Genomic DNA, 17,914 nt, shown 5'->3' with positions numbered 1-17,914 from the left:
GTACATGGTGAACGAGGAGAAGTACCTCGATTACCTCAAGCGGGCGACGACCGATCTGCGCGAGGCCCGACGACGGCTTCGCGAGGTGGAGGAGCGGGACGCCGAGCCGATCGCCATCGTGGCGATGAGCTGCCGATACCCCGGAGGGGTGCACACCCCCGAGGACCTGTGGGAGCTCGTCGCCCACGGCGGCGACGCGGTCTCCGCCTACCCCGCCGACCGCGGCTGGGACACCGACGTCCTCTTCGACCCGGACCCGGACACCGACGGCCGGCCCAGGGAGTACGTCCGCGAGGGCGGCTTCCTGCACGACGCGGCCGAGTTCGACCCGGCGTTCTTCGGCATCTCGCCGCGCGAGGCGCTTGCGATGGACCCGCAGCAGCGGCTGCTGCTGGAGACCTCCTGGGAGGCGTTCGAACGGGCCGGGATCGACCCGACGACACTGCGCGGCAGCCGCACCGGCGTGTTCGCCGGCGTGATGTACCACGACTACGGAGCCCGCCTGTTCGCCGTGCCGGAGGAGGTCGAGGGCTTCCTGGGCAACGGCAGCTCCGGCAGCATCGCCTCGGGCCGGGTGGCCTACACCTTCGGCCTCGAGGGCCCCGCCGTCACCATCGACACGGCCTGCTCCTCCTCGCTCGTCGCCGTCCACCTGGCCGCGCAGGCGCTGCGCTCCGGCGAGTGCACGCTCGCCCTGGCCGGCGGTGTCACCGTCATGTCGACGCCCGGCACCTTCACCGAGTTCAGCCGTCAGCGCGGCCTCGCCCTCGACGGCCGCTGCAAGTCCTTCGCGGACGCCGCCGACGGCACCGGCTGGGGCGAGGGCGCCGGCATGCTGCTCCTGGAGCGCCTGTCCGACGCCGAGCGCAACGGCCACCGGGTGCTCGCCCTCGTCCGGGGCAGCGCGGTCAACCAGGACGGCGCGAGCAGCGGCCTTACCGCGCCCAACGGCCCCTCGCAGCAGCGCGTCATCCGCCAGGCCCTGGCCGCCGCCCGGCTGTCGCCCACCCACATCGACGCCGTGGAGGCGCACGGCACCGGTACGACGCTCGGCGACCCGATCGAGGCGCAGGCGCTGCTCGCCACCTACGGGCAGGGCCGGGAGGACGGCCGCCCGCTGTGGCTGGGTTCCGTCAAGTCCAACATCGGCCACACCCAGGCCGCCGCGGGCGTCGCCGGGATCATCAAGATGGTCATGGCGATGCGGCACGGAGTGCTGCCCCGGACCCTCCACGTCGACGAGCCGACCCGCAACGTCGACTGGTCGGCGGGCGCGGTCTCCCTGCTCACCGAACGGCGCACCTGGCCGGAGACCGGCCGTCCGCGCAGGGCCGCGGTCTCCTCGTTCGGCATCAGCGGCACCAACGCCCACACGGTGCTCGAACAGGCTCCCGAGGACCGGCCCGACGACAGCGCCGTACAGGACCGGCCGGACGGCGGTTCCGTACCGCACCTGTGGCCGCTGTCGGCCAGGACGCCCGAGGCACTGCGGGCCCAGGCCGAACGGCTCCGCGCGCACCTGACCGCCCACCACGGCACGACCGCCGCCGACATCGGCCGCACCCTCGCGACCGGCCGCGCGGCCTTCGACCATCGCGCGGTCGTCGTCGGCCGCGACCTCGACACGCTTCTCGCCGGACTCGACGCACTGGTGGCCGGCCAACCCCTCCCGAACGTGGCCCACGGCCGGGCCAGGGCAGGGAAGACGGCGTTCCTGTTCACCGGGCAGGGCAGTCAGCGGCTGGGGATGGGCCGGGAGCTGTACGACGCCCATCCCGTGTTCGCCCGGGTGCTGGACGAGGTCTTCGCCCGGTTCGAACTGCCGCTGCGCGAAGCGGTGTTCGGCAATGAGTCCGGAGTTCTGGATCAGACGGCTTACGCGCAGCCCGCCCTGTTCGCGGTGGAGGTGGCGCTGTTCCGGCTCCTCGAATCATGGGGTGTCGAGCCGGACTTCGTCTCCGGTCACTCCATCGGTGAGATCGCTGCCGCCCATTGCGCGGGTGTGCTGTCTCTGGAGGACGCGTGCACGCTGGTCGCGGCGCGTGGTCGGCTGATGCAGGAGCTGCCGTCCGGTGGTGCGATGGTGGCGGTGCAGGCGACCGAGGACGAGGTCACGCCGTACCTGACGGACGCCGTGAGCATCGCGGCGGTCAACGGCCCCGCCTCCGTGGTCGTGGCCGGTGACGAGGACGCCGTACTGGAGATCGCCGCCCGCTTCGAGGAGCAGGGCCGCAAGTCGAAGCGTCTGACGGTCAGTCACGCGTTCCACTCGCCGCACGTGGACGGCATGCTGCAGGCCTTCCGCGAGGTCGCCGAGGGCCTGACCTACGAGACCCCGCGCATCCCGGTCGTCTCCAACCTCACCGGCACTCTCGCGACCGCCGAGGAGATCACCAGCTCCGGCTTCTGGGTCCGCCATGTCCGTGAGGCGGTCCGTTTCCACGACGGCATCCGCACGCTCGAAGCCCAGAAGGTCACCACGTTCATCGAGCTCGGCCCGGACGGTGTGCTCTCGGCGATGGCGCAGGACTGCGTCACCGGCGACGGCCACGCCTTCGTCCCCGTGCTGCGCCAGGGACGGGCGGAGGCCGAGAGTGCGGCCGCCGCTCTGGCCCAGGCCCACGTACGAGGTGTGCCGATCGCGTGGAGCGAGGTGTACGCCGGGGCCGGGAGGCACCAGGTCGAGCTGCCGACCTACGCCTTCCAGCGCGAGAGGTACTGGCTGGACAGCGGCTACCCGCTCGGGGACGTGACCTCGGCCGGGCTCGGCGCGGCCGACCACCCGCTGCTGGGGGCGGCCGTCGCCCTCGCCGACACCGACGGCTTCCTCTACACCGGCCGGCTGGCGCTCGACACCCACCCGTGGCTCGCCGACCACACGGTCATGGGCTCGGTGCTGCTGCCCGGCTCCGCCTTCGTGGAACTGGCGTTCCGCGCCGGTGACCAAGTCGGCTGCGACCACCTGGAGGAGATCACCCTCGAGGCGCCGCTGGTCCTGCCCGCGACGGCCGGGGTCCAGATCCAGCTGTGGGTCGGCCCGCCGGACGGGTCGGGCCGGCGCTCGCTGTCCGTGTACTCGCGGTCCGAGGAGGCGCCCGCCGACGCGCCGTGGACCCGGCATGCCGCGGGTGTGCTGACCACGGGGACCGTGCCGGCCGGGACCGCCGACCTGACGGTCTGGCCCCCCGAAGGCGCGGTCGCGCTGCCCCTCGACGGTCTGTACGACGGGCTGAGCGACGCGGGCCTCGTGTACGGACCCGACTTCCAGGGCGTGCGGGCCGCCTGGCGGCGCGGCGAGGAGATCTTCGCCGAGGTCGAACTGGGCGACGGCCAGCGGCCGCAGGCCGGCTCCTACGGGCTGCACCCGGCCCTGCTGGACTCGGCGCTGCACGCCCTCGGGCTCGGTGGAGTGGTGGCCGACGACGGCCCGGGCCGGCTGCCGTTCTCCTGGAGCGGAGTGTCGCTGCACGCCGTCGGCGCGTCGGCCGCACGCGTGCGGCTGGCGGGCACCGGGCGGCCGGACGCGGTGTCCGTGACCGTCGCCGACGCCGTCGGCCGGCCGGTCGCCCGCGTCGACGAGCTGACGCTGCGCACGGTGTCGCCGGATCAGGTCCGCACCGGTCACCACGAGTCGCTCTTCCGGATCGAGTGGGCGGCCGTCCCGGTGCCCCCGGTGATCCCCGCCGGCCGGTGGGCCGTACTGGGTGACGGAGAGGCCGGACCGGTCGCCGACGCGGATCGGTACGCGGACCTGGACGGCCTGCGAGCCGCCCTCGACGCGGGTTCGGCCACCGTGCCCGACACGGTCCTGGCCACGTTCACGTCCCCGGACGCGGACACCGGCGCCGAGGCGGTGACGGAGGCGACCGGGCGCGCCCTGGGCCTGCTGCGGTCCTGGCTGGCCGACGAACGGTTCGCCGACGCCCGGCTGGTCTTCGTCACCCGTGGCGCGGTGGCCGCAGGCAGCGGCGAGACGGCCGGCGACCTGACGCACGCCGCCCTGTGGGGGCTGGTGCGTTCGGCGCAGTCGGAGCACCCGGAGCGCTTCGTCCTCGTCGACCTGGACGGTTCCTCCACCGCGCTTCCGGCCGCCCTGGCCTGCGGCGAGCCGGAGATCGCCGTGCGCGGGGGAGGGCTGCGGGCACCGCGGCTGGCCCGCGCGGCCGTCACCGACCCGAGCACGCGGCCCTACGACCCCGACGGCACGGTCCTCGTCACCGGCGCCACCGGCACACTGGGCGGCCTCGTCGCCCGCCACCTGGTGGCCGAGCACGGGGTACGCCACCTGCTGCTCGTCAGCCGCCGCGGCGGCGCCGGCGCGACCGGGCTGACCGCCGCACTGGAACAGGCGGGCGCCCAGGTCACCTGGGCCGCCTGCGACGTCGCCGACCGCGCCGCGCTTGCGGCCGTACTGGCCGGCGTTCCCCAGGCACATCCGCTGACCGCCGTCCTGCACACCGCCGGGGTGCTGGACGACGGTGTCGTCGGCTCGCTGACCACCGAGCGGCTCGGGCGCGTGTTGCGCCCCAAGGTGCACGCGGCACTCCATCTGCACGAGCTGACACAGGAGATGGACCTGTCGTCGTTCGTGCTGTTCTCCTCGGCCGCGGGCGTCTTCGGCAGCCCCGGCCAGGCCAACTACGCCGCCGCCAACACCTTCCTGGACGCCCTCGCCCACCACCGGCGCGCCCTGGGCCTGCCCGCGGTGTCGCTCGCCTGGGGGCTGTGGGACGCCGACGGCGGCATGGCGGGCGGCCTGGACGCCTCGGACGTCGAGCGGATGAACCGCGGCGGGGTGCGCGGCCTGCCCGCGGCCGAGGGCCTGCGGCTCCTGGACGCGGCCGCCTCGTCCTCCGAAGCCCTGCTGGTTCCCGCCCGGCTCGACCTGACCGCGCTGCGCGCCGACGCGGCCGCCGGCCCCGTTCCGCCGTTGCTGCGCGGCCTGGTCCGGGTCCCCGCCCGCCGGACCGCCGAGCCCCACGGCACCGGCACCGGTGCCTCCTCGCTCGCGCAGGACCTGGCCGGCCTCGGCGAGGCCGAGCAGGAACGCCTTCTGCTGGACCTGGTGCGCACGCATGTCTCGGCGACCCTCGGCCACCACAGCCCGCGCGCGGTCGATCCCGACGCGGCCTTCAAGGAACTCGGCTTCGACTCGCTGACCGCGGTGGAACTGCGCAACCGCCTGAGCGAGGCCACCGGACTGCGGCTCGCCGCCACCCTGGTCTTCGACCACCCCACCTCCGCCGTCCTCGCCCGGCACCTGCACGCCGAGATCATCGGCACGCGCACGGCCGAGACGGCCGCCGCGGTGGTCGCCGACGACCACGAGCCCATCGCGATCGTCGCGATGAGCTGCCGTTACCCGGGCGGGGTCCGTACCCCCGAGGACCTGTGGCAGGCGGTCGCCGCCGGCCTCGACGGGATCACCCCCTTCCCGGCCGACCGGGGCTGGGACGTCGACGGTCTCTACCACCCCGACCCCGACCACCCCGGCACCAGTTACACCCGCGAGGGCGGCTTCCTGCACGACGCGGGCGACTTCGACCCCGCGCTCTTCGGCATCAGCCCGCGCGAGGCTCTCGCCACCGACCCGCAGCAGCGACTGCTGCTGGAGACCGCCTGGGAGGCTTTCGAACGCGCGGGCATCGACCCGGCGTCCCTGCGCGGCAGCCGGACCGGCGTCTTCGCCGGCGTGATGTACCACGACTACGCCTCGCTGCTGGAGCAGGCTCCCGGCGTCGCCGAAGGCTCGCTCGGCTCGGGCGCCACCGGCAGCATCGCCTCCGGCCGGGTGTCCTACACCTTCGGCCTGGAGGGCCCCGCGGTCACCATCGACACGGCCTGCTCGTCGTCGCTGGTCGCCCTGCACCTGGCCGTCCAGGCGCTGCGCTCCGGCGAGTGCACGCTCGCCCTGGCCGGCGGTGTCACCGTCATGGCGACGCCCGGCACCTTCGTCGGCTTCAGCCGTCAGCGCGGCCTCGCCGCGGACGGCCGCTGCAAGGCGTTCGCTGCGGGCGCGGACGGCACCGGCTGGTCCGAGGGCGTGGGCCTGCTACTGGTGGAGCGACTGTCGGACGCCCGGAAGAACGGCCATCCCGTGCTGGCGGTGGTCCGCGGTACGGCGGTGAATCAGGACGGTGCGAGCAACGGCCTGACCGCGCCGAACGGGCCGTCGCAGCAGCGGGTGATCCGGCAGGCGCTGGCCAACGCCCGGCTGTCGGCCGCGGAGGTCGACGCGGTGGAGGCGCACGGCACTGGTACGACCCTGGGCGACCCGATCGAGGCGCAGGCGCTGCTCGCCACCTACGGGCAGGAACACGCCGAGGACCGGCCGCTGTGGCTGGGCTCGATCAAGTCCAACTTCGGTCACACCCAGGCCGCCGCGGGTGTCGCCGGGATCATCAAGATGGTCATGGCGATGCGGCACGGCGTCCTGCCGCGGACCCTGCACGTCGACGAACCCTCGCCGCACGTGGACTGGCGGGCGGGCGCGGTGGAACTGCTGACCGAGGCCCGTGAGTGGCCCGAGACGGGCCGGCCCCGCCGCGCCGCGGTCTCGTCCTTCGGCATCAGCGGTACCAACGCCCACACCATCATCGAGCAGGCCCCGGCGGCCGTCGCGCGCGCACACCCCCAGCCGGAGCCCGTCCGGGCACCGGACCTGATCTGGCCGCTGTCGGCCGGGACCGAGGACGCCCTGCGCGCCCAGGCCGACCGGCTGCGCGGCCACCTGGCCGCCCATCCCGGACTGCGGCCGGCCGACGTCGGATACACGCTGGCCGCCGGGCGCGCCGCACTGGCACACCGTGCCGCCGTCGTCGGCCACGACCGGGACACCCTGCTCGCGGGCCTGACCGCGCTGGCCGACGGCACACCGGCGGCGGGCCTGCTGCGCGGCCGCGCAGCCTCGGGCGGCCGTACCGCGTTCCTGTTCACCGGCCAGGGAAGCCAGCGCCCCGGTATGGGCCGCGAGCTGCACGCCGCCCACCCCGCCTTCGCGGCAGCCCTGGACGCGGTCTGCGCGGAGCTGGACCGGCACCTGGAACACCCGCTGAAGGACGTCCTGTTCGGCACCGAACGCGAACCCCTGGACCAGACGGCGTACAGCCAGGCCGGACTCTTCGCGCTGGAGGTGGCACTGTTCCGCCAGCTCCAGGAGTGGGGGCTCACCCCCGACTTCCTCGCCGGGCACTCCATCGGCGAGCTGGCAGCCGCCCACTGTGCGGGGGTGCTGTCGCTGGAGGACGCCTGCGCGCTGGTCGCCGCCCGTGGCCGGCTGATGCAGGAACTGCCGTCCGGCGGCGCGATGGTGGCCGTCCAGGCCACCGAGGACGAGATCACCCCGTACCTGACCGACGCCGCGAGCATCGCCGCGGTCAACGGCCCCGCGTCCGTGGTCGTCTCCGGCGACGAGGGCGCCGTGCTCGGCATCGCCGCGGCCTTCGAGGAGCGGGACCGCAAGACCAAGCGGCTGACGGTCAGTCATGCCTTCCACTCCCCGCACATGGACGGCATGCTGGACGCCTTCCGCGAGGTCGCCGAAGGCCTGACGTTCCATGCCCCGCGCATCCCCGTCGTGTCCACCCTCACCGGCGCCCTCGTCACCGCGGAGGAGATCCGCACCCCGGGCCACTGGGTGCGGCACGTGCGCGAGACGGTCCGCTTCTGCGCCGCCGTCCGGGCCCTCGAGGACGCGGGCGTCACCACCTTCGTCGAACTCGGGCCCGACGGCGTACTGTCCGCGCTGGCGCAGGAGTGCGTCACCGGCGGGGGCACCGCCTGCGCCCCCACCTTGCGCGGCGACCGGCCGGAGACCGGTACCCTGACGGCCGCACTCGCCTTCGCCCAGACGCACGGCGCACAGCCGGACTGGGAGGCGGTGTTCGCGGGCACCGGAGCCGACCGCGTCGATCTGCCCACCTACGCCTTCCAGCACCGCAGGTACTGGCCGTCGCCGGCCGGCCGTGCCGGGGGCGACCCGGCCGCGCTCGGACTGGCGGCGGCCGGGCACCCGCTGCTCGGCGCGGCGGTGGAACTCGCCGACGACGACGGGACGGTGTTCACCGGCCGGCTGTCGCCGCGCACCCACCCGTGGCTCGCCGACCACGTCGTGTCGGGCTCGGTGCTGCTGCCGGGCACGGCGTTCGTCGAACTCGTCACCCACGCCGGCGGCCAGGTAGGCTGCGACCGGCTGGAGGAACTCGTCCTCGAAGCACCGCTGATCCTGCCGGAGCACGGCGCGGTGCACGTGCAGCTCGTGCTGGGCGCCCCGGACGACACCGGCCGGCGCCGGGTCACCGTTCACTCGCGCCCGGAGAGCGCGGGCGCCGAGGAGCCGTGGACCCGGCACGCCGACGGCACCCTGGCCACCGGCGCCGACGCGGCCTCCTTCGACCTGGCGGCGTGGCCGCCGCCGCACGCCACCCCCGTCGCGCTGGAGGGACGGTACGCGGACCTGGCCGCCGCCGGTCTGCATTACGGCCCGGCGTTCCAGGGGCTGCGGGCCGCGTGGGTGCGGGGTGAAGACGTCTTCGCCGAGGTCGAACTGCCGCAGGACGAACGGCCACAGGCGGGCGACTACGGTGTCCACCCGGCGCTGCTGGACGCGGTGCTGCACGCCGTCGGACTGGGCGGCTCCCTCGCCGCCGGCGACGCGGACGGCACGGCACGGCTGCCGTTCTCCTGGAGCGGTGTGACCCTGCACGCGGGGGGTGCCTCCACGCTTCGGGTGCGGCTGACGAAGGCCGGCCCGGACGGCGTCGCCCTGGACGTGGCCGACGGCACCGGACGGCCGGTCGCGTCCGTCGGCTCCCTGGTCCTCCGGACGCTCCCGGCCGAGGGCATCGGCGCCGGTCACCGCCGGTCGCTGTTCCGCCTGGACTGGACACCCGTCGCCGTGCCGGCGGCCTCGCCCACCGGGGACCGGGCCGTCGTCGGTACCGACGACGACCTGCGGAGCCTCGGCATCCACGCCTCCGTACACGCCGATCTCGCGTCCCTGGCGGCCGACATCGCCTCCGGCGTACCCGCGCCGGAGACCGTGATCCTCCCCCTGACCCCTCCCGCCCCCGCCGGTACCGACCGCGCCGAGGCCGTGCGCGGCGCCGCCGTCGCGGCCCTCGCCGCCGTCCACCTCTGGCTGGCGGACGAGCGCTTCGCCGCGTCCCGCCTCGCCTTCGTCACCCGGGGCGCGGTGGCCACAGGGCCCGGCGAGGACGTCACCGACCTGACGCACGCCGCCGTATGGGGCCTGGTGCGATCGGCTCAGTCGGAGCACCCCGGCCGTTTCCTGCTGATCGACTCCGATGGCCTCGCCCACCCCGCACTGCCCGCCGCCCTCACCACGGACGAACCACAACTGGCCCTGCGCAAGGGCCGATTGCTGGCACCCCGGCTGGCCCGCGCCACCGCGACGGCCGACACCTCCCGCCTCGACCCGGACGGCACCGTCCTGCTCACCGGGGCCACCGGCACCCTGGGCCGCCTGGTGGCCCGGCACCTGGTGGCCGAGCACGGCGTACGGCACCTGCTGCTGACCAGCCGCCGCGGCACCGACGCCGAGGGGGCGACAGACCTCCTGGCCGACCTGCACGACTCGGGCGCAGCCACCGTCCGGCTCGTCGCCTGCGACGCCGCCGACCGGGACGCGCTGGCCGCCCTGCTGCACACCGTCCCCGCGGCGCATCCGCTCACCGCGGTGATCCACTGCGCGGGGGTGCTCGACGACGGGACCATAGGATCGCTGACCCCGGAACGCGTCGAACGGCTCCTGCGCCCCAAGGCCGACGCCGCCCTCAACCTGCACGAACTCACCCGCGACCACGACCTGTCGGCGTTCGTGCTGTTCTCCTCGGCCGCCGGCCTGTTCGGCAGCCCGGGCCAGGCGAACTACGCCGCCGCCAACACATTCCTCGACGCCCTCGCCCACCACCGCCGCGCCCAGGGTCTCCCGGCCGTCTCCCTCGCCTGGGGGCTGTGGGCCGAACCCGGCGCGATGACCGGCGAGTTGGACCGGGCCGACCTGGACCGGATGAACCGCGGCGGTGTCACCGCCCTCACCACCGAGGAGGGACTCGACCTCCTCGACGCCGCACTCGCACCGGGCGAGCAGCCGCTGCTCGTTCCGATACGGCTGGACACCGCCGCACTGGGCGCACACGCGGACGACGTACCGCCGCTGCTGCGCGGCCTGGTCCCGGCCCGCCCGCGTCGCAGCACGGAGAGCACCGGACAGCCCGGCGCAGGCTCGCTCGCCCAGCGGCTCACCGGACTGCCCGACGAGGAACGGCACAGCGTGCTGCTGGACCTCGTCCGAGCACAGGTCGCCGCCGTGCTGGCCTACGACGCCGCACACCTGATCGAGACGGACAGCTCCTTCCGCGAGCTGGGCTTCGACTCGCTGACGGCGGTCGAACTGCGCAACCGGATCGGCAGCGCCACCGGTCTGCGGCTGCCCGCCACCCTGGTGTTCGACCACCCGACGCCCGTGGTCCTCGCCGAGTTCCTGTACGGAGAGCTGCTCGGCACCGACCCCCGCGCGACGACCACGCCGGACACCGCGACGACCGCGTCCGGCGACGGCGACCCCATCGCCATCGTCGGACTCGCCTGCCGGTACCCGGGCGGAGTACGCACCCCCGAGGACCTGTGGCGCCTGGTGGCGGAGGGCCATGACGCCATCGCGGAGTTCCCGGACGACCGCGGCTGGGACCTCGACGCGCTCTACCACACCGACCCCGACCGCACCGGCACCAGCTACACCCTCCGCGGTGGCTTCGTCGACGACGCCGCGCACTTCGACGCCGCGTTCTTCGGGATCAGCCCGCGCGAGGCCGTGGCGATGGACCCGCAGCAGCGGCTGCTCCTGGAAACCTCCTGGGAGGCCTTTGAGCGGGCCGGGATCGACCCGGCCTCGCTGCGCGGCAGCCGGACCGGTGTGTTCGCCGGTGTGATGTACCACGACTACGCGTCCCGGCTGTCGGCCCTGCCCGAGGGAGTCGAGGGCTTCCTGGGCACGGGCAACGCCGCCAGCGTGGTCTCCGGACGGCTCGCCTACACCTTCGGCCTGGAGGGCCCGGCCGTCACGGTCGACACGGCCTGCTCCTCGTCGCTGGTCGCCCTGCACCTGGCGGTCCAGGCGCTGCGCAACGGTGAATGCTCGCTCGCACTGGCGGGCGGTGTCACGGTGATGGCGACACCGGCGCCCTTCGTGGAGTTCAGCCGGCAGCGCGGGCTCGCCGCGGACGGCCGCTGCAAGGCGTTCGGCGCGGACGCGGACGGCACCGGCTGGTCCGAAGGCGCGGGTGTGTTGCTGGTGGAGCGCCTGTCGGACGCCCGCCGCAACGGTCACCCGGTACTGGCGGTCGTGCGGGGTTCGGCGATCAATCAGGATGGTGCGAGCAATGGTCTGACGGCGCCGAACGGTCCGTCGCAGCAGCGGGTGATCCGTCAGGCGCTGGCGTCGGCGGGTCTGTCGGCGTCGGACGTGGACGCGGTGGAGGCGCACGGTACGGGTACGACGCTGGGCGACCCGATCGAGGCGCAGGCACTGCTGGCCACCTACGGGCAGGAGCGGGCCGAGGACCGGCCGTTGTGGCTGGGCTCGATCAAGTCGAACATCGGTCACACGCAGGCCGCGGCCGGCGTGGCGGGCGTCATCAAGATGGTGATGGCGATGCGGCACGGTGTGCTGCCGCGGACCCTGCACGTCGACGAGCCGACGCCGCACGTGGACTGGGCGGCGGGCGAGGTGTCGCTGCTGACCGAGGCCCGGGACTGGCCGGAGACCGGCCGCCCGCGCCGGGCCGCCATCTCCTCGTTCGGCTTCAGCGGCACCAACGCCCACACGATCATCGAGCAGCCGCCCGCGGCCACGGACAAGCCCGTTCCCGAGGCGGCACCGCCGGTGGTGCCGTGGTTGCTCTCCGGCCGGACCGAGGAGGCGCTGCGGGCGCAGGCGGAACGACTGCGCGCCCACCTGCTCGACGCCGGCGAGGAGTATGCCCCCGTGGACGTCGGCTACTCGCTCGCGGCCCACAGGGCCGCGTTCGACCGGCGTGCGGTGGTCGTGGCGGATGGCCGTGACGGTCTGCTGGCGGGGCTTGAGGCTCTGGCCGAGGGACGCGGCGCGGCGGCCGGCCTGGTGACCGGGTCGGGGGTGGCGGGCAAGACGGCGTTCCTGTTCACCGGGCAGGGCAGCCAGCGGCTCGGCATGGGCCGGGAGCTGTACGACGCCTACCCCGTGTTCGCCGAGGCCCTGGACGAGGTCTTCGCTCGGTTCGAACTGCCGCTGCGAGAAGCGGTGTTCGGCGATGACGCTCAGCTGATCGACCAGACGTCGTATACGCAGCCCGCGTTGTTCGCGGTGGAGGTGGCGCTGTTCCGGCTCCTCGAATCATGGGGTATCAGGCCGGACTTCGTCTCCGGTCATTCGATCGGTGAGATCGCTGCGGCGCATTGTGCGGGTGTGCTGTCGCTGGAGGACGCGTGCACGCTGGTCGCCGCGCGTGGCCGTTTGATGCAGGAGCTGCCGTCCGGTGGTGCGATGGTGGCGGTGCAGGCGACCGAGGACGAGGTCACCCCGTACCTGACCGACGCCGTGAGCATCGCGGCCGTCAACGGCCCCACCTCCGTGGTCGTGGCCGGTGACGAGGACGCCGTACTGGAGATCGCCGCCCGCTTCGAGGAACAGGGCCGCAAGACCAAGCGCCTGACGGTCAGTCACGCGTTCCACTCGCCGCACATGGACGGCATGCTGGAGGCGTTCCGCCGGGTTGCCGACGGTCTGTCGTACGAGGCTCCGCGCATCCCGGTCGTCTCCAACCTCACCGGCGCTCTCGCGACCGCCGAGGAGATCACCAGCTCTGGCTTCTGGGTCCGCCATGTCCGTGAGGCGGTCCGTTTCCACGACGGAGTCCGGGAGCTGGAGGCCCAGAACGTCAGCACGTTCATCGAGCTGGGCCCCGACGGTGTGCTCTCGGCGATGGGCCAGGACTGCGTCACCGGCGAGGACCATGCGTTCGTTCCGGTGCTCCGCGCGGGTCGTCCAGAGCCGGAAACCCTGACCACGGCCCTCGCGCACGCCCACACCCGGGGCATCGCGGTGGACTGGCAGGCCTACTACGCCGGCACCGGCGCCCGACGCGTCGACCTGCCCACCTACGCCTTCCAGCACCAGCGCTACTGGCTGGAGGCGCCCGCGGGCTGGGTGGGTGATGTGGTGTCGGCCGGGCTGGAGGCGGCCGGGCATCCGTTGCTCGGTGCCGCGGCGGAACTGCCGGACCGCGAAGGGTTCGTGTTCACCGGGCGGCTGTCCCTCGACACGCACCCCTGGCTCGCGGAGCACACGGTGTCGGGTGCCGTGCTGCTGCCGGGCGCCGCGATGGTCGAGCTGGCAGTGCGCGCCGGGGATCAGGTGGGCTGCGACCTGGTCGAACAGCTCGTCCTCGAAGCTCCCATGGTGCTGCCCGAACGGGGCGCGCTCCAGCTGCGGTTGACCGTAGGGGAGCCGGACCAGTCCGAACACCGCTCCCTCGGGCTGTATTCGCGCCCTCAGGACGCGTCCGCCGACGAGCCGTGGACACGGCACGCCGCTGGTGTCCTGGCCGGTGCCCCGCTGGAGCCTGCCATCGCGCAGGCGGTACCCGAGTGGCCGCCACCCGGTGCCGAGACCGTCGACGTCGACGGGCTGTACGACGATCTCGCCGCCCTGGGACTCGGCTACGGCCCGGCCTTCCAGGGTCTGCGCGCCGCCTGGCGGGCCGACGGCGAAGTCTTCGCCGAGGTGGCGCTCGCCGGGGAACAGCGGGACGAGGCCGGTGCCTACGGGCTCCACCCGGCGCTATTCGACGCGGCCCTGCACGCCATCGGGCTGGGCGACTTCTTCCCGGCGGACGAGGACACGGCCGAACCTCGCACGGCCCGGCTGCCGTTCGCCTGGGAAGGCATACGGCTGCACGCCGAGGGCGCGACGGCGGTGCGCGTGAGGGTGTCGCCTGCCGGTACGGACGCCGTCTCCCTGACGTTGGCCGACGAGACCGGGGCACCGGTCGCCTCGGTGGACTCGCTCGTGCTGCGCCCGCTCGTCGCCGACCACGCCGGTCGGGGTCACCATGACGCCCTGTGGCGCCTCGACTGGACGCCGCTGCCCGCAGCCGGTGAGGCGTACGCGCCCGCCGCGGACGGCCTGCCGAGGTGGGCCGTCGTGGGCGGCGACGACCTGAAGCTGGGTGCCGCCCTGCAGCGAGCCGGCGGACAGGTCGCCGCGTACGACGACCTGCGGGCGCTCGCCGACGCCGTCGCCGACGGGGATCCGGCACCGGAGATCGTGTTCTCCTCCTGCGTACCCGACCTGGCCCGCACCGCCGGTGTCGCCGCCGCGGCCCGCGAGGCGACCGGCGCGGTGCTCGGGCTGGTCCATGAGTGGCTCGCCGACGAGCGCTTCTCCTACGGCCCGTTGGCGGGCACGCGGCTCGCCCTGGTGACGCGCGGCGCGGTCGCCGTCGGCCCGGACGAGGACGTCGACGACCTGGTCCACTCGGCCCTGTGGGGACTGGTGAGGTCGGCGCAGGCGGAACATCCGGGCCGGTTCCTGCTGCTCGACCTCGACGGCGAGGACGGCCCGCTCCAGGCGCTGGCCGGCGTCCTGACCGGAGCGTCCGACGAGGCACAGCTCGCCGTGCGCGCCGGTTCGGTCCACGTGCCGCGGCTCGCCAGGGTCCCGTCCACCGAGGTCCGGCCGCGACCGGACCTCGGCCCCGAGGGGACGGTGCTGATCACCGGCGCCACCGGAACGCTCGGCCGCCTGCTGGCCCGGCACCTCGTCACCGCGCACGGAGTGCGGCACCTGCTGCTGGTCAGCCGGCGCGGCGCGGCGGCCGACGGCGCCCGTGAACTGGCCGCCGAGCTGGGCGAGACGGGAGCCACGGTGACCTGGGCGGCCTGTGACACGGCGGACCGCGAGGCCCTGGCCGCGGTCCTGGACGCGATCCCGGAGGAGCATCCGCTCACCGCCGTCGTGCACTCCGCCGGCGTGCTGGACGACGGTGTCGTCGAAGCGCTCACCTCCGAGCGCGTCGAGCGCGTCATGCGGCCCAAGGTGGACGCGGCCTGGAACCTGCACGAGCTGACCCGCGGTCACGACCTGTCGGCGTTCGTGCTGTTCTCCTCCGCAGCGGGCGTCTTCGGCAACCCCGGGCAGGCCAACTACGCGGCGGCGAACACCTTCCTCGACGCGCTCGCCCTGCACCGCCGTGCCCAGGGTCTTCCGGCGGTGTCCGTCGCCTGGGGGCTGTGGGGCGAGGGTGACGGCATGGCGGCCACGCTGGACGAGGTCGGCCGGCAGCGGATCAGCAGGGGCAGCATGTCCGCCCTCGGAACCGACGAAGGCCTGGCGCTGTTCGACCTGGCCGGTGCGCTGGAGGAGGGGCTGCTGGTGGCCGCCCGCCTCGACCTCGGCCGTCCGCCGGCCGCGGTCGGCGGGGGCGCCGGGACAGTGCCGTCGCTGATGCGCGGACTGGTCCGTGCCCCCCGGCGCCGTACGGCCGCGGGCACGAGCGACTCCGACACGCGGACCTTCGCCGAACGCCTCGCCGGACTGTCCGCGGCCGAACGGGACCGGATCCTGCTCGATCTGGTACGCACCCAGGTGGCCGCCGTGCTCGGACACCAGCAGGCGGCCGCGGTCGAGCCGGACGCAGCCTTCAAGGAACTCGGCTTCGACTCGCTGACCGCGGTGGAACTGCGCAACCGCCTGAGCGGGGCCACCGGAATGCGGCTCGCCGCCACCCTGGTCTTCGACTACCCCACGCCCGGCGCCCTGGCCGGTCACCTCCGCACGCGGCTCCCGCAGCCGGATGGGGCCCCGTCCGTGTTCGGCGACCTCGACCGTCTCGAAGCCGCACTGGCCGGACTGAGCTCCGGCGAGACGGCACCGGACAGCGTCACCCGTTCGCGGATCACCATGCGCCTGCAGGCCCTGATGGCCAGGTGGGACGACGCCCAGGGGCCGGCGGACGACGCCGCCGACCCAGACAACGATCTTGAAACAGCCACAGATGACGAGCTTTTCGACCTGCTCGACGACGAGCTCGGCTCGTCCTGAGAAAGGACCCGACGCGATGGCGAACGAGGACAAGCTCCGCGACTACCTCAAGCGGGCCACTGCCGACCTGCGTCAGGCCCGCCGGCGGCTGCGCGAGGTCGAGGAGCGCAACCAGGAACCCATCGCCGTCGTGGCGATGAGCTGCCGCTATCCGGGAGGTGTACGCACCCCGGAGGACCTGTGGCAGCTGGTCCTGAACGGCACCGATGCCATCGGGCCGTTCCCCACCGACCGGGGCTGGGACGTCGACTCCCTCTACGACGCCGACCCCGACAAGGCGGGCTCCAGCTACGTCGGCGAAGGCGGATTCCTCTACGACGCCGGCCACTTCGACCCCGCCCTCTTCGGGATCTCGCCGCGTGAGGCGCTGGCGATGGATCCGCAGCAGCGGCTGCTGCTGGAGACGTCGTGGGAGGCGTTCGAGCGGGCCGGTGTCGACCCCACATCGCTGCGTGGCAGCCGTACGGCCGTGTTCGCCGGAGTCATGTACCACGACTACACGGCCCGCCTGGACGAGATCCCCGAAGGCGTCGAGGGCTTCCTCGGCACCGGAAGCTCCGGCAGCATCGCCTCCGGCCGCGTCGCCTACACCTTCGGGCTGGAGGGTCCGGCGGTGACGGTGGACACCGCGTGCTCGTCGTCGCTGGTCACCCTGCACATGGCGGTGCAGGCGCTGCGCGCCGGCGAGTGCGATCTGGCGCTGGCCGGCGGTGTCACGGTCATGGCGAGCCCGGCCACCTTCACCGAGTTCAGCCGTCAGCGCGGCCTCGCCGCGGACGGCCGCTGCAAGCCGTTCGCGGCCGCCGCCGACGGCACCGGCTGGGGCGAGGGCGTGGGCATGCTGCTGGTGGAGCGGCTGTCGGACGCCCGGCGCAACGGCCACCCGGTGCTGGCGGTGGTGCGTGGCAGCGCCGTCAATCAGGACGGTGCGAGCAACGGCCTGACGGCGCCGAACGGGCCGTCGCAGCAGCGCGTCATCCACCAGGCACTCACCAACGCCCGGCTGTCGGCCGACCAGGTCGACGCGGTGGAGGCGCACGGCACGGGTACGACGCTGGGCGACCCGATCGAGGCCCAGGCGCTGCTGGCCACCTACGGCCAGGACCGGCCCGCGGACCGGCCGCTCCTGCTCGGCTCCATCAAGTCGAACATCGGCCACACGCAGGCCGCCGCGGGTGTTGCCGGAATCATCAAGATGATCCAGGCGATGCACCACGGCGTCCTCCCCAGGACCCTCCACATCGACGAGCCGACACCCCATGTCGACTGGTCGGCCGGCGCGGTCTCACTGTTGTCCGACACCGTTCCCTGGCCGGAGACCGGCGAACCCCGCCGAGCCGCCGTCTCCTCCTTCGGTTTCAGTGGGACGAATGCGCATGTGGTGGTGGAGCAGGCGCCGGTGGAGGAGGGGTTGGAGCCGGGGCCGGGGTCGGTGGGGGAGCCGGGTCTGGTGGCTGGTGGGTGTGTGGTGTGGGCGTTGTCGGGCAGGAGTGCCGCGGCGTTGCGGGAGCAGGCGGGGCGGTTGCTGGCGTGGGTGGATGCGCATGAGGGTGTGCGTCCGGTGGATGTGGGTGTGTCGCTGGCGGTGGGCCGGGCGGGTCTGGAGCATCGTGCGGTGGTGGTGGGTGGTGAGGCTTCGCGGTTGCGTGCGGGGCTTGCTGCCGTGCAGGCGGGTTCGGTGGCGCCGGGTGTGGTGCAGGGGGTGAGCGCGGGGGGCAAGACGGTGTTCGTCTTCCCGGGTCAGGGTTCGCAGTGGGCGGGCATGGCCGCGCAGCTTCTGGATGTGTCGCCGGTGTTCGCTGCCCGGATCGG

The 17,914-nt window shown here is 74.0% G+C and carries 2 protein-coding genes; both read left to right on the top strand.

Features of this window, described 5'->3' with window-relative positions:
- The first annotated feature begins 7 nt into the window (after positions 1-7).
- Positions 8-16,102: an SDR family NAD(P)-dependent oxidoreductase gene (locus ACZ5NH_RS43465; protein WP_468783766.1), complete on the top strand. Its 16,095-nt coding sequence runs from the start codon at positions 8-10 to the stop codon at positions 16,100-16,102.
- Positions 16,103-16,118: 16 nt separating this feature from the next.
- On the top strand, positions 16,119-17,914 hold a 1,796-nt coding region (locus ACZ5NH_RS43460), incomplete at its 3' end, for a type I polyketide synthase (RefSeq protein ID WP_468783762.1).

The sequence above is a fragment of the Streptomyces sp. NPDC031426 genome (assembly GCF_055581585.1).
The sequence above is the reverse complement of the archived record's forward strand: the minus strand, read 5'-3'. Positions and strand labels throughout refer to the sequence as shown.